At 65.8% G+C, this 23,879-nt stretch carries 25 protein-coding genes; 14 read left to right on the forward strand and 11 right to left on the reverse strand.

Features of this window, described 5'->3' with window-relative positions:
* Positions 1–116: 116 nt before the first annotated feature.
* Positions 117–2,132 (reverse strand): transketolase, encoded by a 2,016-nt coding sequence (gene tkt / locus P1K30_RS15340; RefSeq protein WP_275633640.1) that lies wholly within the window; start codon positions 2,130–2,132, stop codon positions 117–119.
* Between the two features lie 244 nt (positions 2,133–2,376).
* On the opposite strand from tkt, the gene P1K30_RS15345 reads away from it, so the two are divergent.
* Positions 2,377–2,865, forward strand: coding sequence for a hypothetical protein (locus P1K30_RS15345; RefSeq protein ID WP_275633641.1), 489 nt, complete (start codon positions 2,377–2,379; stop codon positions 2,863–2,865).
* Positions 2,858–3,262, forward strand: coding sequence for a cell division protein ZapA (locus tag P1K30_RS15350; protein ID WP_275633642.1), 405 nt, complete (start codon positions 2,858–2,860; stop codon positions 3,260–3,262). Before P1K30_RS15345 ends, P1K30_RS15350 begins: the two co-directional genes overlap by 8 nt.
* 139 nt (positions 3,263–3,401) lie before the next feature.
* Here P1K30_RS15350 and P1K30_RS15355 read toward each other — a convergent pair whose 3' ends face one another.
* The 9 genes from P1K30_RS15355 to P1K30_RS15395 form a co-directional block, all read right to left on the reverse strand.
* Positions 3,402–4,142 (reverse strand): hypothetical protein, encoded by a 741-nt coding sequence (locus tag P1K30_RS15355; protein WP_275633643.1) that lies wholly within the window; start codon positions 4,140–4,142, stop codon positions 3,402–3,404.
* A gap of 217 nt (positions 4,143–4,359) precedes the next feature.
* Complete coding sequence (grxD, locus tag P1K30_RS15360; protein ID WP_275633644.1) at positions 4,360–4,719, reverse strand: Grx4 family monothiol glutaredoxin; 360 nt, start codon at positions 4,717–4,719, stop codon at positions 4,360–4,362.
* A 9-nt stretch (positions 4,720–4,728) separates the two neighbouring features.
* Positions 4,729–4,971 carry a hypothetical protein gene (locus P1K30_RS15365; protein ID WP_275633645.1) on the reverse strand — a complete coding sequence of 81 codons (243 nt, stop codon included), beginning with the start codon at positions 4,969–4,971 and terminating at the stop codon, positions 4,729–4,731.
* 17 nt (positions 4,972–4,988) lie between these two features.
* Positions 4,989–5,234 (reverse strand): BolA/IbaG family iron-sulfur metabolism protein, encoded by a 246-nt coding sequence (locus P1K30_RS15370; protein WP_275633646.1) that lies wholly within the window; start codon positions 5,232–5,234, stop codon positions 4,989–4,991.
* 61 nt (positions 5,235–5,295) lie between these two features.
* Positions 5,296–5,796, reverse strand: a complete 501-nt coding sequence (locus P1K30_RS15375) for a hypothetical protein (protein ID WP_275633647.1) — start codon at positions 5,794–5,796, stop codon at positions 5,296–5,298.
* An 83-nt stretch (positions 5,797–5,879) separates the two neighbouring features.
* Positions 5,880–8,039, reverse strand: coding sequence for a phosphoribosylformylglycinamidine synthase subunit PurL (gene purL, locus P1K30_RS15380; protein WP_275633648.1), 2,160 nt, complete (start codon positions 8,037–8,039; stop codon positions 5,880–5,882).
* 167 nt (positions 8,040–8,206) lie between these two features.
* Positions 8,207–8,488: a hypothetical protein gene (locus P1K30_RS15385; RefSeq protein WP_275633649.1), complete on the reverse strand. Its 282-nt coding sequence runs from the start codon at positions 8,486–8,488 to the stop codon at positions 8,207–8,209.
* Positions 8,489–8,591: 103 nt separating this feature from the next.
* Entirely contained in the window at positions 8,592–9,065 is a 474-nt protein-coding gene (locus tag P1K30_RS15390; protein WP_275633650.1) for a hypothetical protein, read from the reverse strand.
* A 491-nt stretch (positions 9,066–9,556) separates the two neighbouring features.
* Positions 9,557–10,462, reverse strand: a complete 906-nt coding sequence (locus tag P1K30_RS15395; protein WP_275633651.1) for a LysR family transcriptional regulator — start codon at positions 10,460–10,462, stop codon at positions 9,557–9,559.
* Positions 10,463–10,622: 160 nt separating this feature from the next.
* On the opposite strand from P1K30_RS15395, the gene P1K30_RS15400 reads away from it, so the two are divergent.
* The 12 genes from P1K30_RS15400 to P1K30_RS15455 all read left to right on the forward strand — a co-directional run bounded on the left by P1K30_RS15400 (position 10,623) and on the right by P1K30_RS15455 (position 23,069).
* Positions 10,623–14,036 carry an indolepyruvate ferredoxin oxidoreductase family protein gene (locus P1K30_RS15400; protein WP_275633652.1) on the forward strand — a complete coding sequence of 1,138 codons (3,414 nt, stop codon included), beginning with the start codon at positions 10,623–10,625 and terminating at the stop codon, positions 14,034–14,036.
* 95 nt (positions 14,037–14,131) lie between these two features.
* Positions 14,132–15,010, forward strand: a complete 879-nt coding sequence (locus P1K30_RS15405) for a lysophospholipid acyltransferase family protein (RefSeq protein ID WP_275633653.1) — start codon at positions 14,132–14,134, stop codon at positions 15,008–15,010.
* Between the two features lie 14 nt (positions 15,011–15,024).
* Entirely contained in the window at positions 15,025–15,837 is an 813-nt protein-coding gene (locus tag P1K30_RS15410) for a glutamate racemase (protein ID WP_275633654.1), read from the forward strand.
* A 128-nt stretch (positions 15,838–15,965) separates the two neighbouring features.
* On the forward strand, positions 15,966–16,559 hold the full coding sequence (locus P1K30_RS15415; protein WP_275633655.1) for a hypothetical protein: 594 nt from the start codon (positions 15,966–15,968) through the stop codon (positions 16,557–16,559).
* A gap of 117 nt (positions 16,560–16,676) precedes the next feature.
* Positions 16,677–17,705, forward strand: coding sequence for an N-acetyl-gamma-glutamyl-phosphate reductase (argC, locus tag P1K30_RS15420; RefSeq protein WP_275633656.1), 1,029 nt, complete (start codon positions 16,677–16,679; stop codon positions 17,703–17,705).
* Between the two features lie 75 nt (positions 17,706–17,780).
* Positions 17,781–18,233 (forward strand): cytochrome c maturation protein CcmE, encoded by a 453-nt coding sequence (gene ccmE, locus P1K30_RS15425; RefSeq protein ID WP_275633657.1) that lies wholly within the window; start codon positions 17,781–17,783, stop codon positions 18,231–18,233.
* A gap of 66 nt (positions 18,234–18,299) precedes the next feature.
* Complete coding sequence (locus P1K30_RS15430) at positions 18,300–18,911, forward strand: holin-associated N-acetylmuramidase (protein ID WP_275633658.1); 612 nt, start codon at positions 18,300–18,302, stop codon at positions 18,909–18,911.
* Positions 18,902–19,462 carry a holin family protein gene (locus P1K30_RS15435; RefSeq protein ID WP_275633659.1) on the forward strand — a complete coding sequence of 187 codons (561 nt, stop codon included), beginning with the start codon at positions 18,902–18,904 and terminating at the stop codon, positions 19,460–19,462. The genes P1K30_RS15430 and P1K30_RS15435 overlap by 10 nt, the downstream gene beginning before the upstream one ends.
* The gene (locus P1K30_RS15440) at positions 19,455–19,679 is read left to right on the forward strand and encodes a pseudouridine synthase (RefSeq protein WP_275633660.1); all 225 of its coding nucleotides are present in this window, start codon (positions 19,455–19,457) and stop codon (positions 19,677–19,679) included. Before P1K30_RS15435 ends, P1K30_RS15440 begins: the two co-directional genes overlap by 8 nt.
* Positions 19,680–19,773: 94 nt before the next feature.
* Positions 19,774–21,750, forward strand: a complete 1,977-nt coding sequence (locus P1K30_RS15445) for a heme lyase CcmF/NrfE family subunit (protein ID WP_275633661.1) — start codon at positions 19,774–19,776, stop codon at positions 21,748–21,750.
* Positions 21,747–22,196, forward strand: a complete 450-nt coding sequence (locus P1K30_RS15450) for a cytochrome c-type biogenesis protein (protein WP_275633662.1) — start codon at positions 21,747–21,749, stop codon at positions 22,194–22,196. Before P1K30_RS15445 ends, P1K30_RS15450 begins: the two co-directional genes overlap by 4 nt.
* Before the next feature lie 90 nt (positions 22,197–22,286).
* A complete protein-coding gene (locus P1K30_RS15455; protein ID WP_275633663.1) occupies positions 22,287–23,069 on the forward strand; it encodes an enoyl-CoA hydratase-related protein in 783 nt (260 codons plus the stop codon).
* A 191-nt stretch (positions 23,070–23,260) separates the two neighbouring features.
* Here P1K30_RS15455 and P1K30_RS15460 read toward each other — a convergent pair whose 3' ends face one another.
* Positions 23,261–23,782 carry a flavin reductase family protein gene (locus tag P1K30_RS15460; protein ID WP_275633664.1) on the reverse strand — a complete coding sequence of 174 codons (522 nt, stop codon included), beginning with the start codon at positions 23,780–23,782 and terminating at the stop codon, positions 23,261–23,263.
* Between the last annotated feature and the right edge of the window lie 97 nt (positions 23,783–23,879).

Raw genomic sequence — 23,879 nt, forward strand, 5'->3', positions numbered from 1 at the left:
AAAGTCCATGCGGGGCCGGGCAGGTTTGCGGGCCGCCGTGTGCCGCGCGCCGCAGGTGAAACGCGAACGGCCCGCCAGTTGGCGGGCCGTCCGGTGGTTCAAAGCGGAATGGGTGCTTACAGCAGGCCCTTCACCGTCGCGACGGTGTTCTCTGCGGTGATGCCGAACTTTTCGAACAATTCCTCCGCCGGGGCAGAGGCGCCGAAGGACGACATGCCGACGAAACCGGCTTTTGCCTCGCGCCCGCGTTCGCCAAGCAGCCACTTGTCCCATCCCAGACGCACGCCGGCCTCGATGGCGACGCGGACCGGCCCGGCGGGCAGGACGCGCTTGCGATAGCTTTCGTCCTGCCGCGAGAACAGCTCCCACGACGGCATCGACACCACGCGGGTGCCGATCCCCTCGGCCTGCAGCGCATCGCGCGCAGCCAGCGCGACCGACACTTCCGAGCCGGTGGCCATCAGGATGACCTGACGCTTGCCCTCGGCCTCGGCCAGGACATAGGCGCCCTGTTCGGTCAGGTTCTTGGTCTTGTGCTCGACGCGGACGGTGGGCAGGCCCTGACGGGTCAGCACCAGCGTGGTCGGCCCGTCGTGCCGGTTCATCGCGATTTCCCACGCCTCGGCGGTCTCGACGATGTCGGCGGGACGCAGCACCAGCATGTTCGGCGTCGCGCGCAGCATGGCCAGATGTTCCACCGGCTGGTGCGTCGGGCCGTCTTCGCCAAGGCCGATGGAATCGTGCGTCATCACGTAGGTGACGCCGATCCGCGACAGGGCCGACAGGCGCATCGCGGGACGGGCGTAGTCGGTGAAGCAGAAGAACGTGCCGCCGTAGGGCTTTACGCCGCCATGCAGCGCCATGCCGTTCATCGCCGCGGCCATGCCGTGTTCGCGGATGCCGTAGTGGATGTAGCGGCCCTTGCGGTTGTCGGGCCCGAACAGGCCAAGGTCCGGCGTGTTGGTGTTGTTCGACCCGGTCAGGTCGGCGGACCCGCCGATGGTCTCGGGCAGGATCGGGTTGAGAACCTCAAGCACCTTCTGCGACGCGGCGCGCGTGGCAAGCTTGGGCTTCTCTTCCGACATCTCTTTCTTGAACTTGCGGATCGCCGAGGCGAGTTTCTTCGGCGTCTCGCCGGACAGCTCGCGGTTGAACTGCGCCTGCTTGCCGTCCGAAAGCTCGGCAAAGCGGTCCTTCCACGCGGCGTGCTCGGACTGGCCGCGCGATCCGATGGCTTCCCACGCGGATTTCACGTCCGCCGGGATCTCGAATGGGCCGAAGTCCCAGCCGTAAGCGGCCTTGGTGTCGGCGATCAGCTGCGCGTCGGTCAGCGCGCCGTGGCCCTTGGCGGTGTCCTGCGCGGACGAGCCAAGCGCGATATGCGTCTTGCAGGCGATCATCGACGGCTTGCTGGACTTCTTCGCAGCCTCGATGGCGGCGTCGATGGCCTCGGGGTCGTGGCCGTCGATTTCCTGAACGTGCCAGCCGGACGCCTTGAAGCGGGCGGGCTGGTCGGTGATGTCGGCCAGTTCGACCTTGCCGTCGATGGTGATCGAGTTGTCGTCGAAGAAGACGATCAGCTTGCCCAGCTTGTTGCGGCCGGCAAGACCGATGGCTTCCTGGCTGATGCCTTCCATCAGGCAGCCGTCACCGGCGAACACGTAGGTGTGGTGATCCACGACCTTCTTGCCGTAGCGGGCGCGCAGCACTTCCTCGGCGATGGCGAAGCCGACCGAGTTCGAGATGCCCTGACCCAGCGGGCCGGTGGTGACTTCGATGCCCACGGCCTCGGTGTTCTCCGGGTGGCCTGCGGTCTTGGCGCCCATCTGGCGGAAATTCTTGATCTCATCCAGCGTGATCTCGGGCGAGCCGGTCAGGTACAGCAGCGCGTACAGCAGCATCGAGCCGTGGCCGTTCGACACGATAAAGCGGTCGCGGTCGGGCCAGCCGGGGGCGGCGGCGTCGAACTTCAGGTGCTTTTCGAACAGGACGGTCGCGATGTCGGCCATGCCCATCGGCATCCCGGAGTGCCCGGAATTGGCGGCGGCGACCGCATCCATCGCCAGCGCGCGGATGGCTGACGCCTTTTTCCAGTGCTCGGGGTGGTTGGCCTTGAGATCGGAGATTTCCATGAAGGCGCTTCCTTCTGAGTCAAAACTGTTGCGCGCGTGATACCAGCGTCGCGCGCAAGTGCAAGCTGCGCCGCGCGGGGTCTTGCCGGGTCGGATCAAGCGCGCCTTGTAAACCCTTGGCGGGAAAAGGGGGGCAGCATTTCAGGAAACGCACGGCTAGAATTGCGCCAAGACGCGGCGGCGCTTGATTCGGGAGGGGCGGCGCAGGGACCGCGCAGACGAGAGACGAGGACAGGAACAGTCTATGTCAGAGATCACCGAATTGCAGCGTCGCCTGAGCGAGGCGCTGGAACGGATCGGCGCCGGTGTGGAAGAGCTTTCGGTCCCCTCGACCGGGCCCGAGGTTGACCCCGACGAGCACGCGCGCGTGACCGAGGCGCTGGCCGCCGAGAAAGAGGTGACCGCGCAGCTTGAAGAACGCGTCCGGTCGCTGAAGGACAAGGTCGACCGTCGCGAGCGCGAACTGCAGGGCGAGGTCGATCGCCTGAAGCAGGAACTTGCCGACTACGAGATTCAGGCGCAGCGGATGCGCCGCACCAACACCCAGCTGCGCCAGTCGATTCAGGCGCTGCGCGAGGCGGCCGAGGACGGCGTGGCCGAGCCGCACCTGATCAACCAGGCGATGATGTCGGAACTTGAAGGCCTGCGCGTCGCGCGCGATGGCGACCGGGCCGAGATGGACGCCATCCTGGGCGAGCTGAAGCCCCTGCTCGAGGAGAATAGCGATGCCTGAGGTCACGATCCGGATCGGCGGCCGCGATTACGCCGTCGCCTGCCAAGAGGGTGAGGAACAGTACCTGAATGCCGCCGCCCAGATGCTGGACACCGAGGCGCAGGTGCTGGCCGGGCAGGCGGGCCGCTTGCCGGAATCCCGCGTCCTGCTGATGGCCGGGCTGATGCTGGCGGACAAGGCCGCGGGTATGGATGAGCAGCTGAAGGCGGCCGAGGCACGGGCAAATGCCGCCGAGGCCGAGGTGCAGAAGCTGCGCGATGCGCCAGCACCCGCCGCGCCGGAACCGATGCGGATCGAGGTTCCGACCATGCCCGAGGGGCTGGCCGAAGAGCTGGACACGCTGGCGACCCGCGCGGAATACATCGCCGCCTCCATCGAACAGAAACTGGCGGGCTGAACCGGCCCGCCGACGCGGCCATCGCGTATCGTGCGCCTGCCCGGTGAATGCGGGGCGGGCGCCCCGGTGAGTAATTTCGGATCAGCAAGGCTGCCGCGTGCCGCGACAGGCGACTGGCGTCGCGCGCGGCAGCGGTCCGTCAGCAGACGTGAAGGTTGCCGCTCAGGCGTTTGCCAAGGCTTACGAATTCCTCGATCTCGGTCTGGCCGCGCAGGGGGCGGCCCAGCCGCAGGCGCATCCCGAAGGCGCCGCGCATGACGACGGGCTGCGGGGCGACGCGGTCCGGCTGGGCAAGGCCCAGTTCCGGCGCGCCGCGAATGTCGTCCAGCGCGTTTTCCGCGCCCGGCGTCGCCAAAAGCTGCCCCGGGCCCGGCTGGTCATCTACACTGCGCAGAAGGTGGCGGTCGCGCCCAAGATTTCCCGCGAGGCGTTCGACACGCGTGCGGCCCGCGTCCTCGGACCCTTCGGTCCAGGCGTCTTCGGCCGATCCGTCGCCGTTGGACAGCGCCGGACCCAACACCGCCAGCCCGACGGGGATCAGGGGCCGTGGATCGATGAATTCGGCACAGGGGCCAACCCGGGACACGGCGGCGCGGCCGGTTGCCTTTCCAAGTCGGCGGCTGGCCCGCCCACGGCGGGCGTCGCGCCGGTCCTGAAGCGTCAGGCACCAGCCTTCGACGGGGTGGCGGAATTCATGGCGGCAGCTGTGGCGTTCGTCCTGCGGGTGAAAGGCGTAGGTCCAGCCGTGGTCCGCCGCGATCCTGTGATAGGCTTCCCGCACCCTCAGCCGCCGGGCCCCGGCAAGCACCAGAAGAAGCAGAACCGTCGCCGCAGCGGACAGGGCAAGAAACGTTCCGATGATGAGCGAACCGATCGTCATGACGTCACCAGAAAAGCACCCGTAAACACATGCGCCCGGTTTTGGGGCAGCGAAGTTAACATAACGTAAAGCGGGCCCCGAATGGAGGCCCGTTCACCCGGAGGTGTGTTCAATTTACGGATAAGTGTGTTTCTTTATGTGCAACTATAGGTTGCGCAACGGCCGAAACAGCTCGCCAAAACGGCGCCCCGGCACACAGGCCGGGGCGGGCGTTGGATCAGGCGTTCGCGGCCCGGATCTTTTCGGCGGCGTCCTTGTCGTAGGTCACGCCTTGGTCGTCGAACAGCTTGTCCAGTTCGCCGGACAGGGTCATCTCGGTGATGATGTCACAGCCGCCGACGAACTCTCCCTTGACGTAAAGCTGCGGGATCGTAGGCCAGTCGGAATAGTCCTTGATGCCCTGACGGATCTCGTCGTCGGCCAGCACGTTCACGTCGGCATACTCGACGCCCATGAAGTTCAGCACGCCGGCCACGCGGCTGGAAAAGCCGCACTGGGGCATGGTCTTGGTGCCTTTCATGAACAGCACGACGTCGTTGCTGGTCACGGTGTCCTTGATCTGGGTCTCGGCGGTCATAGCGGTCTCCTAGTCTCTTTTGGTTCGGTAGCGCGCAGCGCCGTAGGTGGGTCGGCGGCGCGCCGGCGTGTCTTGCGATACGTCTTCGGCTTTCTCAGCCGCGACGCTGTTATCGGGCGAAGCGTCGGGCGAGCCGGTGTCGTCCCTTGGTCCGCGCGGCCTGTACAGCGGCTGTTGCGGTGTGCGTAGCCAGCGACCCAGCAGGGCGAACGCGATCGCGGCAATCGCGACGAACACCCAAGGCTCGATCATGCCGGCCGCCGCACCGGTCAGTCCGCCGGGGCCTTGGTGGTCAACGCGAGCGCGTGCAACTCGCCGTGGGCGCCGTCCATCTTGCCCTTCAGCGCGGCATAGACGGCGCGCTGTTGCTGCACCCGGTTCATGCCGCGAAAGCTTTCGTCGATGACCTCGGCGGCATAGTGGTTACCGTCACCGGCCATGTCGGTGATGGTGATCTGCGCCGCGGGGAACGTCTCGCGGATCAGGTCCTCGATTTCCTGTGCCTGCATCGCCATTGGGTGGTCTCCGGTCTTCCTGATGTCAGATGTATTCTTCGTGCATCAAAGCCGCAAGGGCTCAGACATGGTGGGCAAGGCTGCGCAGGAAGGCCTGCACCTCGCGCGGGACAGGGCCGCCCGCGATCTGTTCCGCGGCTTCGGGCGTCATTTCCTCGGGGCACAGCGCCTCGACCAGTTCGAAATGACGTTCCTCTTCTTCTTCGTCCAGCGGCAGCGCGCGGGCCGTTTCCAGAAGGCCAAGCAACTGGTGGATCAGGCGCAGATGGCGGAACGTCTCCAGCATCGGCGCCAGCAGCGGCAGTTCGTCCTGCCAGCTTTTGCCGCCGTGCACCTCGACCGTGCGCTGACCGGCCCCCTCGCAGTCATAGACCGCGCAGCCGCGAAACCCTTCGCCTTCGAGGTTGTCGTAGATCGTGCAGTCGTGACGCTTCAGGTTCGGGCAGGGCAGGCCGGCTGGCTTGTCGATGGCAAAATCGTCGCCCTCGTCGAACGCGAGGCCCACGCAGCACAGCGCGGCGCAGGCATCGCAATCGGCGGCAAGGTCGGGAAGCTGGGTCATGCCGTCCCCCGATGGCCCGCGCTGACCGGCGGGCGACCGGCGCGGAGGGGCGTATCGGTAAGACGGATCGCGCAACGCATGGCCTAGCCCAGCGTGTCCGCGAAGGCGCCGCGGTAGATCGCCGCCAGGTCTTCCAGCGGGGCAGAGGCGCCGCCAAAGCTGACGTCGGACCCGGTGAAGCGGCCGACCGTCGACAGCGGCACGCCCGCCTGTCCCGCCGCGACCATCAGCGCCTCGGCCTGATCGAAGTTGCACGCGACGAGGTAGCGCGCCTGATCTTCGCCGAACAGTTCTGCGGTGTCTCCCGAGTCCAGCGAGACGCCGATCCCGGCGGCCTCCGCCATCTCGAACGCGGCCAGCGCCAGCCCGCCGTCCGACAGGTCGGTGCAGGCCTTGATAAAGGCGCGGTTGTCGCGGATGAAATCGCCGTTCCGCTTCTCGGCCTCCAGATCGACATGCGGCGCGTCGCCGTCCTCGCGGTTGAAGACCTCTGCCAGCAGGGCCGATTGACCAAGGTGGCCGGTCGTCTCGCCGATCAGCAGGGCGACATGGCCCTCGCGCGCTTCGCCGGCGATCAGGTGATCTTCGTCCGCGATCAGGCCCACGGCGCCGATGGTCGGGGTGGGCAGGATGCCGGTGCCGTCGGTTTCGTTGTACAGCGACACGTTGCCGGACACGATGGGCGTGCCAAGGGCGGCGCAGGCGGCGCCGATGCCTTTGATGGCGCCGACGAACTGGCCCATGATCTCGGGCTTTTCGGGGTTGCCGAAGTTCAGGTTGTCGGTGGTGGCCAGCGGCGTGGCGCCCACGGCGGTCAGGTTGCGGTAGGCTTCCGCCACCGCCTGCTTGCCGCCTTCCTCGGGGTTGGCGCGCACATAGCGAGGCGTCACGTCAGACGTGAAGGCCAGCATCTTCGGCGTGCCATGCACCCGCACGATGCCGGCGCCAAGACCGGGCGCGCGCGCCGTGTCGGCCATGACCTGGCTGTCGTACTGTTCGTAAACCCACTGCTTGGCCGCATAGTTCGGGCTGGAAATCAGCGCCTTCAGCCCGTCGATCGGATCGATGCCCGGCACGTCGGCCAGCGGCTCGGCCGCTTCGGTCGGGGTCCACGGGCGGTCGTATTCCGGTGCGGTCGAAGACAGCTTGGACAGCGGAAGGTCGGCCTTCGTCTCGTTCCCGTGCACGATCAGGAAGCGGTCCTCGGCGATGGTTTCGCCGACGATGGCAAAGTCGAGGTCCCACTTTTCGAAGATCGCGCGGGCAACGTCCTCTTTCTCGGGGTTCAGCACCATGAGCATCCGCTCTTGGCTTTCCGACAGCATCATTTCGTAGGCGGTCATGCCGGTTTCGCGCTGGGGCACGTCGTCAAGCGTCAGCTTCACGCCCAGACCGCCCTTGTCGCCCATCTCGACCGCCGAGCAGGTCAGGCCCGCCGCGCCCATGTCCTGAATCGAGATCACGGCGCCGGTGGTCATCAGCTCTAGGCAGGCTTCCAGGAGGCGTTTCTCGGTGAACGGGTCGCCGACCTGAACGGTGGGGCGTTTTTCCTCGATCGTGTCGTCGAACTCGGCCGAGGCCATCGTCGCGCCGCCGACGCCGTCGCGGCCGGTCTTGGCACCAAGATAGACGACGGGCATCCCGACGCCCGAGGCCGCCGAGTAGAAGATCTTGTCGGCATCGGCGAGGCCCGCCGCGAAGGCGTTGACCAGACAGTTGCCGTTGTAGGCGGCGTGGAACCGCACTTCGCCGCCGACGGTGGGCACGCCGAACGCGTTGCCATAGCCGCCGATCCCTTCCACCACGCCGTGCACCAGCTGGCGCGTTTTCGGATGATCGGTCTCGCCGAACGACAGCGAGTTCATCGCCGCGATGGGTCGGGCGCCCATCGTGAACACGTCGCGCAGGATGCCGCCCACGCCGGTCGCCGCGCCCTGATAGGGTTCGATGTACGAGGGGTGGTTGTGGCTTTCCATCTTGAAGACGACGGCCTGACCGTCGCCGATGTCCACCACGCCCGCGTTTTCGCCGGGGCCGCAGATGACCTGCGGGCCGTCGGTGGGCAGGGTGCGCAGCCATTTCTTGGATGACTTGTAGGAACAGTGCTCGTTCCACATGGCCGAGAAGATACCGAGTTCGGTGAACGTCGGCTCGCGCCCGATGATGTCGAGGATGCGTGCATACTCGTCAGGTTTCAGCCCGTGGGCTGCAATCAGGTCATCGGTTATCTGCGGTTCCTGCATGTCGTCCCCCGGCGTGGTCCGTGTCGGGCCGTCCGGCGGCCCATTTCGGGGCTTTTAGGGCAGGGCGACGGGAAACGAAAGATGCGGCGGACGGCTATGCAGGTCTAGACGGCGTGTCGGGGCGGCAGGCGCATTGCGAAGCCTGCGTTGCCGCCCCATGCGCGGGGTCAGTTCAGTCGCGTGGTGGCCGGCGGCTGGTAGCCCGCAGAGGCGACCGCCTTTATCGCAAGTGCGGCGCCGTCGATGTCGGCAAGGCCCGCCGTGGCATTTGCCCGATGGGCGGTTGTGTCGGTGGGGCTTGGCAACAGGGATGCCGGTTCGACGATATTGCCGACGGTCACCCGGCCTTCAAGCGCAACGGCCGCCCCTGCAACAAACGATGCAAGAAGGGCGGCGTGGCACAATAGTTTTCCGTTCATCTGGAATCCTCCGGATTTCTTCCAGGTCATCCGCCAGCGTCCTGCCGGCAGAGGAATCAGTGTGATTCCCGAAGGTTGTCGCAGATCCGGATTAACCGGGGCCTAATCGGCCCCGGTCTTTGCTGGCGCAGGATCAGTTGGTCTGCGCTTCGAACTGGGCATTCACCGCGTTGATGAACTGTGTACGGGACATAGCCAGTTCATAGGACCCGTCGGCTTCTTCCTCGGCGGCGATCCGGACGTGGTCGACCGGCAGGTCAAGGCTTTCGTCCAGCGCGATCACAAGGGCAGTCTGGCCCGACGCAAGGGTTTGCACCTCTTGCACGGTGCCGATGGGTTCGGCGTCGGCGGACAGCACGATTCCCTGCTCGGCGTCGGCCTCCATGTCGCTGCCCTCCATCGGGGTCTCGGTCGCAGCGACGGTGTCGTCCACCACGTCGCCGGTGTCCGTCACGGCCTCGTCCATCGTATCCGACGTCTGCGCAAGCACGTCGCCGGTCGTCTCGGTCGTTTCGCCTGCGGGGTCGGTCAGCGTCTGAGCGGTGGCCGCGCCTGCGAGAAGCGTGGCGATCGCGGTCGAGCAGAGGATGGTCTTGCCGGTGTTCATGGTGAGCCTCCTTGGCTGTTTCCAGAATGTCGGACCCAAGCGGATCCGCCGTGTCCAATGCATCTGTCGCGAAACGGGGCTGCCGCAACCCGGGGCGCCGCAGCGCGGCAGGATCGCGCCGGATCGGCCGCTGGGCGTCAGCGAGAATTCGCGGGTTCCATGCCTTCCTCTACGTGCGGCCGCGTCGGTCGCGTCGCATGGCAGGTTTCCGCGGTCCGGGGGCGCGTCTTTGATGAATGGGTGGGCGTTGGCGGTGCCGGATCAGGACGGTGTCACGGGGCGTCGCAAGGACTGCCGACTCGGGACGTTCCGGAAAAAAGAGGCCGGGCACAAGGCCCGGCCAAGTCCAACAGGGAGGTAAAGAAGCGGGGTGAATAAATCGGTCCGCCGCGTCTTCGATGTGCAAATATGCGGGCGATGCCTGCGGATCAAGCAGTTTGTGAACGGTGCGGCGCAAGGCCGCTATGAGGTGTGTGCATGTGTGGCCGAGGTCAGCCTGCATCCTCGTCCGTGCGACGTTTCCGGTAGGCGATGATTTCCTCGGTCACGAAGTCACGGAAGGCCGCGATCCGCTTGGAATTGCGCAATTCCTCGGGGTAGGCGAGGAACACCGGAACCTCGTTCGATTCAATGTCCGGCAGGACGCGCACCATCTCGGGGAAGTCTTCAAGAAGGTAATCGGGCAGCACGCCGATGCCGAGATTGCTGAGGACGCCCTGCAGCACGCCGAAATAGTTGTTCACCGTCAGCAGCGACCGGACGTCGTGCGTCATCAGTTGCGAAATCAGGCTGACCCCGGCCGACACCTGATGGGACGTCGGGTTCTGGCAGATCAGCCGGTGCATCGAGATGTCCGACATCCGCTTCGGCGTGCCGGCGGATTCGAGATACTTGGGCGAGGCGTACAGGCGCATCCGCACACCCATCAGACGGCGGCGGATCAGGTCGGCCTGGCTGGGTTCCTTCATGCGGATGGCAACGTCGGCCTCGCGCATCGGAAGGTCCAGCACGCGTTCTTCCAGCATCAGGTCGATCTTCAGGTCGGGATAGCTGGAATACAGGGTCGGCAAGCGCGGCGCGAGCCACAGCGACCCGAATCCCGTGGTGGCGGTGACGCGAAGTTCACCGAACACTTCTTCCTTGGAATCGCGGATCCGCGCCTCGGCCGTATCAAGGCGGCGCACCATCGCCGACGTGGCGTCAAACAGCAGTTCACCCTGCTCTGTAAGAATCAGGCCCCGCGCGTGGCGGTGGAACAGCGTGGCGTTCAGACTTTCCTCAAGCGCGCGGATCTGCCGAGAGACCGCAGACTGGCTGAGGTGCAAGGTTTCACCGGCGTGTGTCAACGATCCGGCGTCCGCCACTGCGTGGAATATTCTAAGCTTGTCCCAGTCCATTTTCCGCGGGCCGACCCTGTTTGCATCTCGATATAGGAGTATTGTTACCGAGGGGTTAGGCAGGAACCGCCCCCGGTAGCAACCAGTAAATTCATTTTGTAGGTCAACGTGTATGACCTATGGTACCATTGAATTCTAGCTAAACGAGAGGCACCCAGCAATGCGCCAGGACGTGACACTTCACGACCGGTTCGACCTTGAAAAGTCGCCCGTACTTCTGAACGGGACGCAGGCGCTGGTCCGTTTGTTGCTGATGCAGAAGGCCCGCGACCGGGCCGCCGGGCTGAATACGGCGGGCTATGTCACGGGCTATCGTGGATCGCCGCTGGGCGCGGTGGACATGACGATGGCGCGCGCCAAGGACGCGCTAGAGGCATCCGACATCAAGTTCCAGCCCGGCCTGAACGAGGATCTCGCCGCCACGGCCCTGTGGGGCACCCAGCAGGCCGAACTGCGCGGGGAGGGCCGTTTCGACGGGGTCTTTGGCCTTTGGTACGGCAAGGGCCCCGGCGTCGACCGGTCGGGCGACGTGATGCGGCATGCGAACATGGCCGGGTCGTCGCGGAACGGCGGTGTGATCATGGCCTTGGGCGACGACCACACCGGCGAAAGCTCGACCGTCTGCCACCAGTCCGACTGGGCTGCCGTCGACGCCTATATCCCGGTGCTGTCCCCGGCTGGCGTGCAGGAGATTCTGGACTTCGGCCTGTACGGCTATGCGCTGAGCCGCTTTTCCGGCCTGTGGACCGGGCTCAAGCTGATCAAGGACACGGTTGAAACCACCGCCGTGGTGGATGGCCGCCCGGATCGCATGAGCTTTGTCCTGCCCGAGTTCGACCTGCCCGACGGCGGGCTGAACATTCGGCTGGGCGACCACTGGAATCCGCAGGAACAGCGGATGACGGATTACAAACGATACGCGGCAGAGGCCTTCGCCCGCGCCAACGGCATCGATCGGCGCGTCTGGGGCAAACCCGGCGCGAAGATCGGCTTCGTGGCGGCCGGGAAGAACTGGCTCGACCTTGTTCACGCGCTGACGCTGCTGGGCATCGACGAGGCCGAGGCGGAACGGCTGGGCATCACCACCTACAAGGTGGGCCAGACGTGGCCGATGGACATGAAGGGGTTCCACGACTGGGCCGAGGGTCTGGACCTGATCGTGGTGGTCGAAGAGAAGCGCAAGCTGATCGAGGTCCAGATCAAGGAAGCGATCTTCGACGACCGGCGCGGCCGCCGCGTCTATGGCGGGCACAAGGGCGGTGCAGGCGGGATGCACAGCGAAGAGCTGTTCCCCGTCCACTATGCGCTGGACCCGGTGATGATCGCCGAGAAGCTGGGCGACATCCTGATCGAGGAAGGCCGGGGCACCGACCGCATTCGCGCGGGGCTTCAGACCATCCTTGACGCGAAAAAGGCCGACAACGCCGAAGAGATCGCCGCGCGTCTGCCGTACTACTGCGCTGGCTGTCCGCACAACAGCTCGACCAAGGTGCCGGACGGCAGCCGCGCCTACGCGGGCATCGGCTGTCATTTCATGGCGCAGTGGATGGACCGCGAGACCGCAGGCTTCACCCACATGGGGGCCGAAGGGGCGAACTGGGTCGGCGAGGCGCCGTTCTCGACCACCGACCATGTGTTCCAGAACCTTGGCGACGGGACCTACAACCACTCGGGCGTGCAGGCGATCCGCTTCGCGCTGATGGCGGGGACCAACATCACCTATAAGATCCTGTACAACGACGCCGTCGCCATGACGGGCGGTCAGGCGAACGACGGCGGGCTGCAGGCCGACCAGATCGTCCGGGAACTGGTGGCGATGGGCGTGCGCAACGTGGCCGTGGTCTATGACGAGAAGGAAGACGTCGACAAATCCGCCTTTCCGAAGGGTGTCCCGATCCACGAGCGGGACGCGCTGCCCGAGGTTCAGAAGACCTTCGCCGGTTACAAGGGCGTGTCGGCCATTGTCTACATCCAGACCTGCGCCGCAGAGAAACGCCGCCGGCGCAAGCGCGGTACGTTCCCGGATATCGACAAGCGGGTCTTCATCAACACCGATGTCTGCGAGGGCTGCGGCGACTGCGGCGTGCAGTCGAACTGCGTGGCCATCGTGCCGGAAGAGACCGAGCTTGGCCGCAAGCGGGCGATCGACCAGTCAAGCTGCAACAAGGACTTCAGCTGCCTCAAGGGCTTTTGCCCGTCCTTCGTGACACTGGAAGGCGCGACGCCGAAGAAGGCCGCGACGGTGGAACTGGACACCGGCGAGCTTCCCGAGCCCCAGATCGGCACCATCGACGGCACCCACAACATCGTCATCACCGGCGTCGGCGGCACGGGGGTCGTGACCATCGGTGCGGTCATGGCGATGGCCGCGCATCTGGACGGCAAGGCCGCCGGCATGATGGAGATGGCGGGGCTGGCGCAAAAGGGCGGGGCGGTTCACATCCACTGCCGTATCGCCGAGACGCCGGAAGCGATCACCGCGATCCGCGTGGCGACGGGCGAGGCCGACGCGCTGATCGGGGGCGACCTTGTGGTCAGCGCCGGGGCCAAGACGCTGGGCCTGACCAAGACGGGCCGCACCGGCGCCGTGGTCAACAGCCACGAGATCATGACCGGCGATTTCACCCGCAACACCGAGTTCCGCCTGCCGATCGACCGGCTTTCGGTCGCGCTCGAGGCGCGGATGCGCGACCGGCTCAGCCTGTTCGACGCGACGGATCTGGCCAAGGCGGCGATGGGTGACACGATCTTTTCCAACATGATCGTCTTCGGGGCGGCATGGCAGCGGGGCTTCGTCCCGATCTCGCTGGAAGCGATCCTGCGGGCGATCGAGATGAACGGCGCCGCGGCAGAGCGCAACAAGCGCGCGTTCGAGATCGGGCGCTGGGCGGTGCTGAACCCGGAAGAGGCGGCGACCCTGTCGCATCCGAAGGTGGTGGCCCTGCCCAAGTCGCTGGACGACAAGATCGCCTTCCGCGCCGACCAGTTGGTCAAGTACCAGTCGGGCCGTCTGGCGGCGAAGTATCGCAAGGCCGTCGAACGGTTCGAAGATCCGAAACTGCGCGAGGCGGTGGCCAAGGGCTATCACAAGTTGCTGGCCTACAAGGACGAATACGAGGTCGCCCGGATGCATCTGGAGACCGAGGCGAAGGCGCGCGAGTCCTTCGATGGCGATTTCCGCATGTCCTTCCACCTTGCCCCGCCGATCATGGCCAAGACCGGCAAGGACGGGCGTCCCGAAAAGCGGCAGTTCGGCCCCGGGATGATGCGCGGGTTCCGCATCCTGTCGAAGATGAAGGTTCTGCGCGGCACGCCCTTCGACCCGTTCGGCCGTCTGCCGGAACGCAAGATGGAGCGGGCGCTGATCAAGCAGTACGAAGCCGACATGGCCCTGCTGATGGAACAGGCCGACCGTAATCCCGAGGCGGCGGTGGCGCTTGCCGAGCTTCCCCTGCAAATTCGCGGCTATGGCCCGGTGAAAGAGGCGAACGAGGCGAAGGCGGCCAAGCGGCGCGAAGAACTGCTGGATGCGCTGAAGCGCGGCGACGATGGCTATAAGCAGGCGGCCGAGTAACCGGCGATCTGTCATCATATCGTTGCGCGGGCGTCACATGATGCGCGGTGCGGGAAGGGCGTTCCAGTCCTTCCCGGCCAACCAGAGGACCGCGCATGGCCACCACCCGTCACATCGCCCGCGACATCAGCTATGCCAGTTCGGCCCGTACCAAAAGCGGCCGGGCGGTCATCCGCCTGTTGGAGAACGCGACTGGCCGGATGCACCTGATCCGTCGGGCGCGGGGCTATGACCGCGAGGTCGCGAACGGGCGCGATTTCTGGCAGGTCATGGTCGACCGCTACGGACTAAGCCTTGATGTGGTTTCGGGCAGCCTGAACAACATCCCGGCGCAGGGGCCGCTTATCCTGATCTCGAACCATCCCTACGGCATCCTCGACGGGCTGATGATGGGTCATATCCTGAGCCTTGCGCGCGGGGATTTCCGTATCCTCGCGCACCGGGTGTTTCGCAAGGCGGAAGAGCTGAACCGCGTGATTCTGCCGGTGGCGTTCGACGAGACGAAAGAAGCCGTGCGCCAGAACGTCGAGACCCGGCGGACCGCGCTGGACTATCTGTCGGCGGGCGGGGCAATCGGGGTGTTTCCGGGCGGAACGGTCGCGACCGCGCCCAAGCCGTTCGGACAGCCGCTGGACCCGTTGTGGCGCGGTTTCACCGCAAAAATGATCGCAAAATCGGACGCGGCCGTGGTGCCGGTCTATTTTGACGGTCACAACTCGCGCCTGTTCCAGATCGCCAGCCACCTGCATTACACTTTGCGGATGGCGCTGCTGATCAACGAGTTCCGGATGCGCGTCGACGATCCGGTCCGGATCGCGGTCGGCGAACCGATCCCGCGGGCGGAACTTGACCGCTATCGCGACAATCCGAAATCGATGATGGATTTTCTTCGCAAGCGGACGTATGCCCTGTCCCCACGACCGCTCAGATCCACCGGATACGGGTTCGAGTTCGAGGAAAAGTATCGCGCTTAGGGCAGGGCAACGCATTGGCCGTCGGGATTTTCGATAGCGGGCTTGGGGGCCTGACCGTACTGGACGCCGTCACGCGGGCGATGCCCGATGTGCCGTTCGTCTATTACGGCGACAACATCAACACGCCTTACGGTGTGCGTGACCCCGAGGACATCTACCAACTGACCACGCAGGGCGTGCAGCGGTTGTTCGATGCGGGCTGCAACCTTGTGATCCTTGCCTGCAACACCGCCAGCGCCGCCGCGCTGCGCCGAATGCAGGAAGGCTGGGTGCCGCGCGACAAGCGGGTGCTGGGTGTCTTCGTGCCGCTGATCGAGTCGCTGACCGAACGCCAGTGGGGCGACAACAGCCCCCCGCGCGAGGTCAAGGTAAAGCACGTCGCCCTGTTCGCGACCCCGGCCACCGTCCGCAGCCGGGCCTTCCAGCGCGAGCTGGCGTTCCGCGCCATCGGCGTCGACGTCGAGGCGCAAAGCTGCGGCGGCGTGGTCGACGCGATCGAAGAAGGCGACATGATCCTTGCAGAGGCGCTGGTGCGGTCGCATGTCGACGCGCTTTTGCGCAAGATGCCCGACCCCGACGCGGCGGTTCTGGGCTGCACCCACTACCCGCTGGTCGAGGACGTGTTCCGCGATGCGCTGGGAGCGGGTGTCGATGTTTACAGCCAACCCCAACTGGTTGCGGCAAGCCTTGCCGACTATCTTGGCCGGCACCCCGAGATGAAGGGCGAAGGCACCGAGTCGCTGTTCCTGACCACGGGCGATCCGCGTAAAGTGTCGAACCAGGCGACGCGATTTTTGCGACGAAAGATCGGATTCACTTCCGCGTAGCCGGATTGTTTCCTTGTTACGCGACGTAGAAACCGCCGACCCTTACGCGGCGCGTCAGCGTTCCATAGATCGGCATCAAGCGAATGCGCGCCCGGGGTGGGAGCGCCGCCTGTTTAGGAATTCTTGATATGCTGGGCTTCAAGCCACTGCCAGTGACCGCACTGGCGTTCTCATTGACCATTGCCGCGTCCGCCGGGCACGCCGTTACCGTGACCGAAGCCGACGTGGGCGAATTCTCGTCCGACTGGTCCGCGCCGACGGTGCTTGAACCGGGCGTCACCTCTGTCATCGGCACCGGTGCCGGCAACCAGTTCGACATCCTGTTCCTCAGCGGTCTTGCCACGGGTGCACAGACGCTGTCCTTCAGCTTCGAGGGCCCGTCCGGCGCGGATTATTCGTACTCTGCAGGTGGCGGCATCCGTTATAGCGAAACGCCCTTCCAATGGGGTTGGGACGGTCAGAACGGCGGCGATTTCGCCACCACCTATTACGACCTGAACGACAGCCTCGAGATCATGCTGGGCGACTCGTTCGGGGGTGAGCTGTACCTTGCGATGTACTTCACCCACGGCACGGATCTGGCCTACAACTTCAGCTCCAACAAGCCGGCCTCGACCCCGGCGGCCGAGGCCAGCGCGGTGCCCGTGCCCGCCGCCGGCCTGATGCTGGGCGGTGCGCTTGCGCTGTTCGGCGCCGCTGCTGCCCGACGCCGACGTCGCTGATCGAAGCCGCCGGGGCATCGGCCCCGGCCTTCTTCAGACCGACGCGGCGAGGCAGATTCCGGTTGAATCCTTTCCCTCGCTCGCCCATCAACTGGACAACTTTGCGAGGGCAGGATCATGACCCACAATATCGCCATTCTCGGGGCTTCCGGATACACCGGGGCCGAACTTGTCAGGCTGATCGCGACGCATCCGTCGTTCCGGATCGCCGCGCTGTCTGCCGACCGTAAGGCCGGCATGAAGATGGCCGAGGTGTATCCGCACCTGCGCCATCTCGATCTGCCGGACCTTGTCACCATCGACCAGATCGATTTCTCGAAGATCGACCTGTGTTTCTGCGCGCTGCCCCACGCAACATCTCAGGCGGTCATCAAGGACTTGCCAGCCGATGTTAAAGTGGTCGACCTGTCCGCCGACTTCCGTCTGCGCGACCCGGATGCCTATCAGAAATGGTACGGCCAGCCCCATGCCGCGACAGAGCTGCAGAAACAGGCCGTCTATGGCCTGACCGAGTTCTACCGGGACGGTATCCGCACGGCGCGGCTGGTCGCGGGCACCGGCTGCAACGCCGCGACAGGGCAATTCGCCCTGCGGCCGCTGATCTCTGCCGGGGTGATCGACCTTGACGAAATCATCGTCGACCTGAAAGCCGCGGCCTCGGGGGCCGGGCGGTCGCTGAAGGAACACCTGCTGGCGGCAGAGATGGACGAGAACGTGCTTGGCTATTCGCTGGGCGGCAAGCACCGGCATCTGGGCGAGTTCGATCAGGAATTCTCGAAGCTGGCCGGGCGCAAGGTCGAGATCCAGTTCACGCCGCACCTGATCCCGGCGACGCGCGGAATCCTGCTGACCGCCTATGTGAAGGGCGACCCGCAAGCCATTCAGGATGCGATGGAATCGGCCTATACTAACGAGCCGTTCATCGAGGTTTTGCCGTTCGGCACCGCCCCGGCGATGAAGCATGTGCGCGGCTCGAACTTCTGCCACATCGGCGTTGTCGCCGACCGGCGCGACGGGCGCGCGATCGTCATCGCGACGCTGGACAACCTGTGCAAGGGGTCTTCCGGGCAGGCAATCCAGAACGCGAACCTGATGCTGGGCGAGGAAGAAACCGCCGGGCTGATGCTGGCGCCGCTGTATCCGTAACGCAAATTTGCGTTGGATCAACGTTTGCCCCGGCGGCTTGGGTGATACAGTCCGCGGCGACTGTGGAGACATGCGATGGCCGGACTGAAAAACCTCAAGAAGCGACGCCGCGTGCAGGTGATCCTTGTCGCGGCGGTCGCGCTTGCCCTGTCGACCGCGATGATCGGCTACGCCATGCGCGATGGCATCAACTTCTTCCGCGCCCCCAGCCAGGTGGCAGAGGAACCCCCGGCGCCGAACGAGACGTTCCGCCTTGGCGGGCTGGTCGAGGACGGCACGCTGGTGCGCGGGCAGGGTGAAACCATCACCTTCAGCGTCACCGACGGCGGCGCGTCGATCCCGGTGGCTTACACCGGTGTGCTGCCCGACCTCTTCGAAGAGGGCCAAGGCATGGTCGGCACCGGCCGTCTGATCGACGGCGTGTTCCAAGCGACCGAGATCCTTGCCAAGCACGACGAGACCTACATGCCGAAAGAGGTCATCGACGCGCTGAAGGAACAGGGCGTTTACGAAGACCCGAACGGTTAGCTTCCGTCTTTTTAACGCGTATTCAACATCCTCCGCCGCGCATCCAGTTTCGTGCGGGGGAAGACCATGCGCTCGGTTGAAGAGATAGCGGACGAGATCATCGCCCGCGAAGGCGGTTACGTGAACGATCCCGATGATCCGGGCGGGCCGACGAATTTCGGCGTGACGCTTGGCACGTTGCGCGGTCTTCGGATCGACACCGACGGCGATGGCGACACGGATATCGAGGATGTCCGGCGGCTGACCCGCGCACAGGCGCGGGAGATCTTCGTCAAAGACTACTTCTACCGCCCCGGCATCGGGCAGATGCCCGAACCGCTGCAGCCCAGCCTGTTCGACATGTATGTCAACGCGGGCTCGAACGCGGTGCGCATCCTTCAGCGGCTGCTGAACGACATGGGCCATCGGCTGGCCGTCGACGGCGCCATCGGTCCACGGACCGTCGAGGCTGCGCAGATCGCCCACGCCAGCGCCCCGCGCCACCTGTCAGACGCCTACGGCATCGCACGGCGCAACTATTACTATGCGCTGGCCGACCGTCGCCCGGCGAGCCGCAAGTTCGCGCGGCGGCGGGACGGCGGCAAGGGCGGATGGATTCTGCGGGCCGAGGAATTCATCTCGCCCCGCTACCACCTTAGCGACGCCGAGCATCGTCAAAGGACCGCCGGATGGGACTGATCGAGGGGACGCTCGACACCATGTTCGGCGGCGGACGCAACGTGGTGCGCGACACGGTCGAGGTGTTCCGCGAGAACGCCGAGGCCGCCGGACAGCGCGAGGCCCAGTTGCGCGGCGCGACGCTGGACCAGTTCGCAGCGGAATTCGCGGTGCCGCGCCGGGGGCTGTTCGACAGGATGATGGACGGGCTGAACCGGGTGCCGCGCCCTGCGATGGCCTTGGGAACGCTGGGCTTGATGGTCGCCGCGATGGTCGACCCGATCTGGTTCGCCAGCCGGATGCAGGGAATCGCGCTGGTGCCCGAACCCCTGTGGTGGCTGCTGGGCGCGATCGTGTCCTTCTATTTCGGCGCGCGGCATCAGGCGAAGGGGCAGGAGTTCAACCGCTCGATCGCCGAGACGCTGGCGCGCGCCCCGGTGGTGCAACGCAACATCGGCGCGCTTCGGGCGCTGGAGTCGGGCTTTGGCTCGGTCGCGCCCGCCGCCGACCTGCCCCCCACGGGCGAAGGGCCGAACCCGGCACTGGATGCATGGAGGCGCGGCAATGGCTGATGTTGCGATCACCGAAGAATGGCGCCGCAGCGTCGAGAAACGCCTGCAAAGCCTTGAATTGCGGGATGCGGTGGACGAGGTGCACCGCCTGAACGTCGAGGATCGGCTGGGCGGGATCGAAGAGTCGCTGAAGTGGCTCCTGCGGCTGATCGTCGGCGGGTTGGTCACAGGCGGCATGGCCTATCTGGTGGCCGGGGGCTTCAGCCTTGGCAGTTGATCGGACGTGCATGTCGCCGCCCGTTCGATAAACCCTTCGCGACAGTTGAACGCAGGGAATTGGCGGCAGGGCGCATGGCCCCTATAAGCGGGCTATGATCGTCGAACTTGGCCACTTCGCCCTTATTCTCGCCGCCGCCGTGTCGCTTGTGCAGGCCGTGGTTCCCCTTGTCGGTGCCCACAAGGGCTGGCGCGGCTGGATGGCCGTGGCCGAACCCGCTGCCAGCGCGCAGTTTCTTCTGACATCGGTGGCCTTCGCGGCGCTGACCTATGCCTTCGTCGTTTCGGATTTCTCGCTGCGGCTGGTCGTGCTGAATTCGCACACCGACAAGCCGATGCTGTACAAGATCAGCGGTGTCTGGGGGAACCACGAAGGCTCGATGCTGCTGTGGGTGCTGATCCTGACGCTGTTCGGCGCCTGCGCCGCGTGGTTCGGCAACGGCCTGCCGCCGGCGCTTCGGGCGCGGGTGCTTGCGGTGCAGTCTTCGATCTCGCTCGCGTTCTTCGCGTTCATCCTGTTCACGTCGAACCCCTTCACACGGCTGGCGGTGCCGCCGATGAACGGGCAGGACCTGAACCCGCTGTTGCAGGACCCGGGCCTCGCGTTCCACCCGCCGTTTCTGTACCTCGGCTATGTCGGCCTTTCGATGGCGTTTTCCTTCGCGGTCGCCGCCCTGATCGAAGGCCGCATCGACGCCGCTTGGGCGCGCTGGGTCCGCCCGTGGACGCTGGCGGCGTGGGTCTTCCTGACCATCGGCATCGCGCTGGGGTCGTGGTGGGCCTATTACGAGTTGGGCTGGGGCGGCTTCTGGTTCTGGGACCCGGTGGAAAACGCATCCTTTATGCCGTGGCTGGTCGCGGCGGCACTGCTGCATTCGGCCATCGTGGTGGAAAAGCGCGAGGCGCTGAAATCCTGGACCGTGCTGCTGGCGATTCTTGCCTTTGGGTTCTCGCTGATCGGCACGTTCATCGTGCGGTCGGGCGTGATCACCTCGGTCCATGCCTTCGCCAACGACCCCGAGCGGGGCGTGTTCATCCTTGCCATCCTTGCCGTGTTCGTCGGCGGCGCGCTGACCCTGTTCGCCGCCCGTGCGCAGGCGATGGAGGCGAAGGGGGTCTTTTCGCTGGTCAGCCGCGAATCCGCGCTGGTGCTGAACAACATCCTGCTGGCCGTGGCGGCATTCGTCGTGTTCATCGGCACCATCTGGCCGCTGGTCGGGGAAATGTTGCTGGACCGCAAGCTGTCGGTTGGGCCGCCGTTCTTCAACATGGCCTTCACGCCGTTCTTCGTAGCCCTTGCCGCCGTGCTGCCCATCGGGGCGATCCTGCCGTGGAAGCGCGCCAAGCTGGGGCGCACGATGCAGCCCCTGTGGGGCGTGCTGGCGCTGTCGATCGCGGCCGGGGCGCTGACCTTCGCGGTCCAGACCGGACGGTCCGCGCTGGCGCCGGTTGGCATGGTGCTGTTCGTCTGGCTGGTGGTGGGGGCCGGGGTCGACCTGTTCACCCGCACCGGGCGGGGCGACTGGTCTTCGCGCCTGCGTCGGCTGTCGAATCTGCCGCGCGCGGATTGGGGCAAGGCCGTCGCGCACGCGGGGCTTGGCGTCACGATGTTCGGCATCGCCGCGCTGACCGCGTGGCAGCAGGAAGACATCCGCGTCGCCCAGATCGGCGAGACCTTCCCGGTCGGCGCCTACGAGATCACGCTGGCACGCGTTTCGCAGGTCGACGGGCCGAACTACGACTCGATCCAGGCCGAGATGCGGGTGTTCCGCGACGGCCGCGAGGTCGCGACGCTGTACCCCGAGAAACGCGTCTATCCCGTGGCGGCCATGCCCACGACAGAGGCCGCGATTGACGGCGGCATCCTGCGGGACGTCTACGTCGTGATCGGCGATCCGCAGCAGGGCGGCGGCTGGGCCGTGCGCACCTACATCAAGCCCTTCGCCAACTGGATCTGGGCTGGCTCGATCATCATGGCGCTGGGCGGCCTGCTGTCGCTGACAGACCGCCGCTATCGCGTCGCGGCCGGTGCGCGCAAATCGGCCGTTTCCGGCGCGGTGGCCGCAGAATGAAGCGCCTGCTGCTGATCCTGTGCCTGCTGGCCGGACCCGCGCTAGCGGTGCAGCCGGACGAGGTGCTGCCCGACCCCGCGCTGGAACAGCGCGCCCGAGAGATTTCCAAGGAACTGCGGTGTCTTGTCTGTCGCAACGAGTCGATTGACGAATCCAATGCAGACCTTGCCCGCGACCTGCGGCTTCTGGTGCGCGAACGGCTGGTCGAGGGCGACACGGACGAAGAAGTGGTCGATTTCGTCGTGGACCGGTACGGCGAATACGTTCTGCTGCGCCCGACGCTGACGGGGGCGAACCTGTTCCTGTGGATCGCCGGGCCGGTGTTGCTGCTGTTGGCTTTGGGGGTCGGGTTCCTGTACATCCGCCGCCGCACCGCCGCGCCGGAACCCGCGTCGGCGCTGTCGGCCGAGGAAGAAGCGCGGCTGAAGCAGATTCTCGACGACTGAGCGGGCCGTAAGGGGATGTGACGGCGCGTTCCGCTTTCCCTCGCGTCTGGTCCCGGTATGCTCCGGTCAACGAAGGACGGGAGGGTCGGCATGGACTATCAGGCAATCGAACTGACCACGGCGGACGGGCTGGCGGTGATCACGCTGAACCGGCCCGACGTGATGAACGCGCTGAACACGCAGATGCGGGCCGAGCTGCTGCACGCGGTGAAATCGGCCGAACGCGACGCGCGCGCCATCGTGCTGACCGGCGCCGGCGACCGCGCATTCTGTTCCGGACAGGACCTTGGCGACGGGGCGACGCGGGCGTCGAACGTCGATCTGGAACGGGTTCTGCGCGACGAATACGAACCGATGCTGCGCGCGATCTTCGACTGCCCGGTGCCGACCATCGCTGCGGTGAACGGCGCGGCGGCGGGGGCGGGGGCGAACCTTGCTCTGGCCTGCGACGTGGTGATCGCGGCCGAACGCGCCAGCTTCCTTCAGGCCTTCACCCGGATCGGGCTGTTGCCCGACGCGGGCGGCACCTACTGGTTGCCGCGGCAGGTCGGTTTTGCCCGTGCGATGGGCGCCGCCCTGTTCGCCGAGCCGGTGACGGCGAAGCAGGCGGCCGAGTGGGGCATGATCTGGGAAGCGGTCCCTGACGAGGGGTTCGACGACCACTGGCGCGCCCGCGCGGCGCGGCTGGCGAACGGTCCGACGGTGGCCTATCGCAATGTCAAACGGGCGATCCGCGACAGTTTCGACAACGGCCTGACCGCCCAACTTGCGCTCGAGGCGCAGTTGCAGGGCGAATGCGGCAAAACGCGTGACTTCCAAGAGGGCGTGATGGCCTTCCTCGAAAAGCGCCCGCCGTCCTACGAGGGTCGCTGACATTTGCGACTGACCGGACCGCCCGACTGGGCAGCCGGGTGGGTCCGGTCGGGCCCTTTGCGTCGTCTGATGGCTTTGCGTGACCAACCGGCCTGTGGATGGATCTGTGGATGAAAGGGGCAGTGTCCCTGACATTGCCCAGCTGTGGATAACCCTTGTGGATAAAGCCGGACCCCGGACGGGTCTTTGCCCTAGATCTCGGGCGGCGCGAACAGGCCCATCTGTCCTTGCGAAAACACCAGCGGCGCGCCATCCCGCCAGCTGGCACGCAGCACGCGCGCAACCACGATACGGTGATCGCCGCCGTCATGGGTCGCTTCCGTCTGGCATTCGAACCGGGCAAGACAGCCGTTCAGCAACGGGACGCCGCGGTCGCTGGGCGTCCAGTCGCAGCCCTCGAACGCCGTGCCATCGCGTGAGAACCGGGCCGAGATTTCGGCCTGCTCCGCGCCGATGACGTGGATCGCAAATTCCTTGGCCTCTGCGAAGGCTTCATAGCGGCGCGAGCTTTTTGCGGGCGACCAAAGCACCAGCGGCGGATCCAGCGAAACGCTGGCGAAACTGTTCGCGGTGATGCCAAGCGGCCCGATTTCGCTGTCGGTCGTCACGACGGTCACCCCGGTCGCGAAACGGCCCAAGGCGTCGCGAAAGGCTTTCTGGGTGTCCGGTCCGGGAACAACATCTTCCATTTCGGGATTCGTCTCCGTCGTCATTCAGGCGGGACCCTCTTTTGCGGTCGCCCCGGTGTAAAGCGCAAAGCCGTGGATGGACAGGCCCCCACCCGCACATGGCTATGTGCGCCGGCTGCGC

Origin of the sequence: Psychromarinibacter halotolerans (genome assembly GCF_029168315.1) — a bacterium.
In the GTDB taxonomy this organism is placed as follows: Bacteria; Pseudomonadota; Alphaproteobacteria; order Rhodobacterales; family Rhodobacteraceae; genus Psychromarinibacter; species Psychromarinibacter halotolerans.

What these genes read in the sequence shown, in the direction of transcription:
- P1K30_RS15455 (WP_275633663.1), top strand. Translation starts at nt 22,287, where the DNA reads ATGGACTATCAGGCAATCGAACTGACCACGGCGGACGGGCTGGCGGTG.
- P1K30_RS15355 (WP_275633643.1), bottom strand. Translation starts at nt 4,142, where the DNA reads ATGACGATCGGTTCGCTCATCATCGGAACGTTTCTTGCCCTGTCCGCT.
- P1K30_RS15345 (WP_275633641.1), top strand. Translation starts at nt 2,377, where the DNA reads ATGTCAGAGATCACCGAATTGCAGCGTCGCCTGAGCGAGGCGCTGGAA.
- P1K30_RS15460 (WP_275633664.1), bottom strand. Translation starts at nt 23,782, where the DNA reads ATGACGACGGAGACGAATCCCGAAATGGAAGATGTTGTTCCCGGACCG.
- ccmE (WP_275633657.1), top strand. Translation starts at nt 17,781, where the DNA reads ATGGCCGGACTGAAAAACCTCAAGAAGCGACGCCGCGTGCAGGTGATC.
- P1K30_RS15390 (WP_275633650.1), bottom strand. Translation starts at nt 9,065, where the DNA reads ATGAACACCGGCAAGACCATCCTCTGCTCGACCGCGATCGCCACGCTT.
- P1K30_RS15400 (WP_275633652.1), top strand. Translation starts at nt 10,623, where the DNA reads ATGCGCCAGGACGTGACACTTCACGACCGGTTCGACCTTGAAAAGTCG.
- purL (WP_275633648.1), bottom strand. Translation starts at nt 8,039, where the DNA reads ATGCAGGAACCGCAGATAACCGATGACCTGATTGCAGCCCACGGGCTG.
- P1K30_RS15405 (WP_275633653.1), top strand. Translation starts at nt 14,132, where the DNA reads ATGGCCACCACCCGTCACATCGCCCGCGACATCAGCTATGCCAGTTCG.
- P1K30_RS15350 (WP_275633642.1), top strand. Translation starts at nt 2,858, where the DNA reads ATGCCTGAGGTCACGATCCGGATCGGCGGCCGCGATTACGCCGTCGCC.
- P1K30_RS15450 (WP_275633662.1), top strand. Translation starts at nt 21,747, where the DNA reads ATGAAGCGCCTGCTGCTGATCCTGTGCCTGCTGGCCGGACCCGCGCTA.
- P1K30_RS15430 (WP_275633658.1), top strand. Translation starts at nt 18,300, where the DNA reads ATGCGCTCGGTTGAAGAGATAGCGGACGAGATCATCGCCCGCGAAGGC.
- P1K30_RS15395 (WP_275633651.1), bottom strand. Translation starts at nt 10,462, where the DNA reads ATGGACTGGGACAAGCTTAGAATATTCCACGCAGTGGCGGACGCCGGA.
- P1K30_RS15385 (WP_275633649.1), bottom strand. Translation starts at nt 8,488, where the DNA reads ATGACCTGGAAGAAATCCGGAGGATTCCAGATGAACGGAAAACTATTG.
- P1K30_RS15365 (WP_275633645.1), bottom strand. Translation starts at nt 4,971, where the DNA reads ATGATCGAGCCTTGGGTGTTCGTCGCGATTGCCGCGATCGCGTTCGCC.
- tkt (WP_275633640.1), bottom strand. Translation starts at nt 2,132, where the DNA reads ATGGAAATCTCCGATCTCAAGGCCAACCACCCCGAGCACTGGAAAAAG.
- P1K30_RS15435 (WP_275633659.1), top strand. Translation starts at nt 18,902, where the DNA reads ATGGGACTGATCGAGGGGACGCTCGACACCATGTTCGGCGGCGGACGC.
- P1K30_RS15375 (WP_275633647.1), bottom strand. Translation starts at nt 5,796, where the DNA reads ATGACCCAGCTTCCCGACCTTGCCGCCGATTGCGATGCCTGCGCCGCG.
- P1K30_RS15415 (WP_275633655.1), top strand. Translation starts at nt 15,966, where the DNA reads ATGCTGGGCTTCAAGCCACTGCCAGTGACCGCACTGGCGTTCTCATTG.
- argC (WP_275633656.1), top strand. Translation starts at nt 16,677, where the DNA reads ATGACCCACAATATCGCCATTCTCGGGGCTTCCGGATACACCGGGGCC.
- P1K30_RS15445 (WP_275633661.1), top strand. Translation starts at nt 19,774, where the DNA reads ATGATCGTCGAACTTGGCCACTTCGCCCTTATTCTCGCCGCCGCCGTG.
- P1K30_RS15440 (WP_275633660.1), top strand. Translation starts at nt 19,455, where the DNA reads ATGGCTGATGTTGCGATCACCGAAGAATGGCGCCGCAGCGTCGAGAAA.
- grxD (WP_275633644.1), bottom strand. Translation starts at nt 4,719, where the DNA reads ATGACCGCCGAGACCCAGATCAAGGACACCGTGACCAGCAACGACGTC.
- P1K30_RS15370 (WP_275633646.1), bottom strand. Translation starts at nt 5,234, where the DNA reads ATGGCGATGCAGGCACAGGAAATCGAGGACCTGATCCGCGAGACGTTC.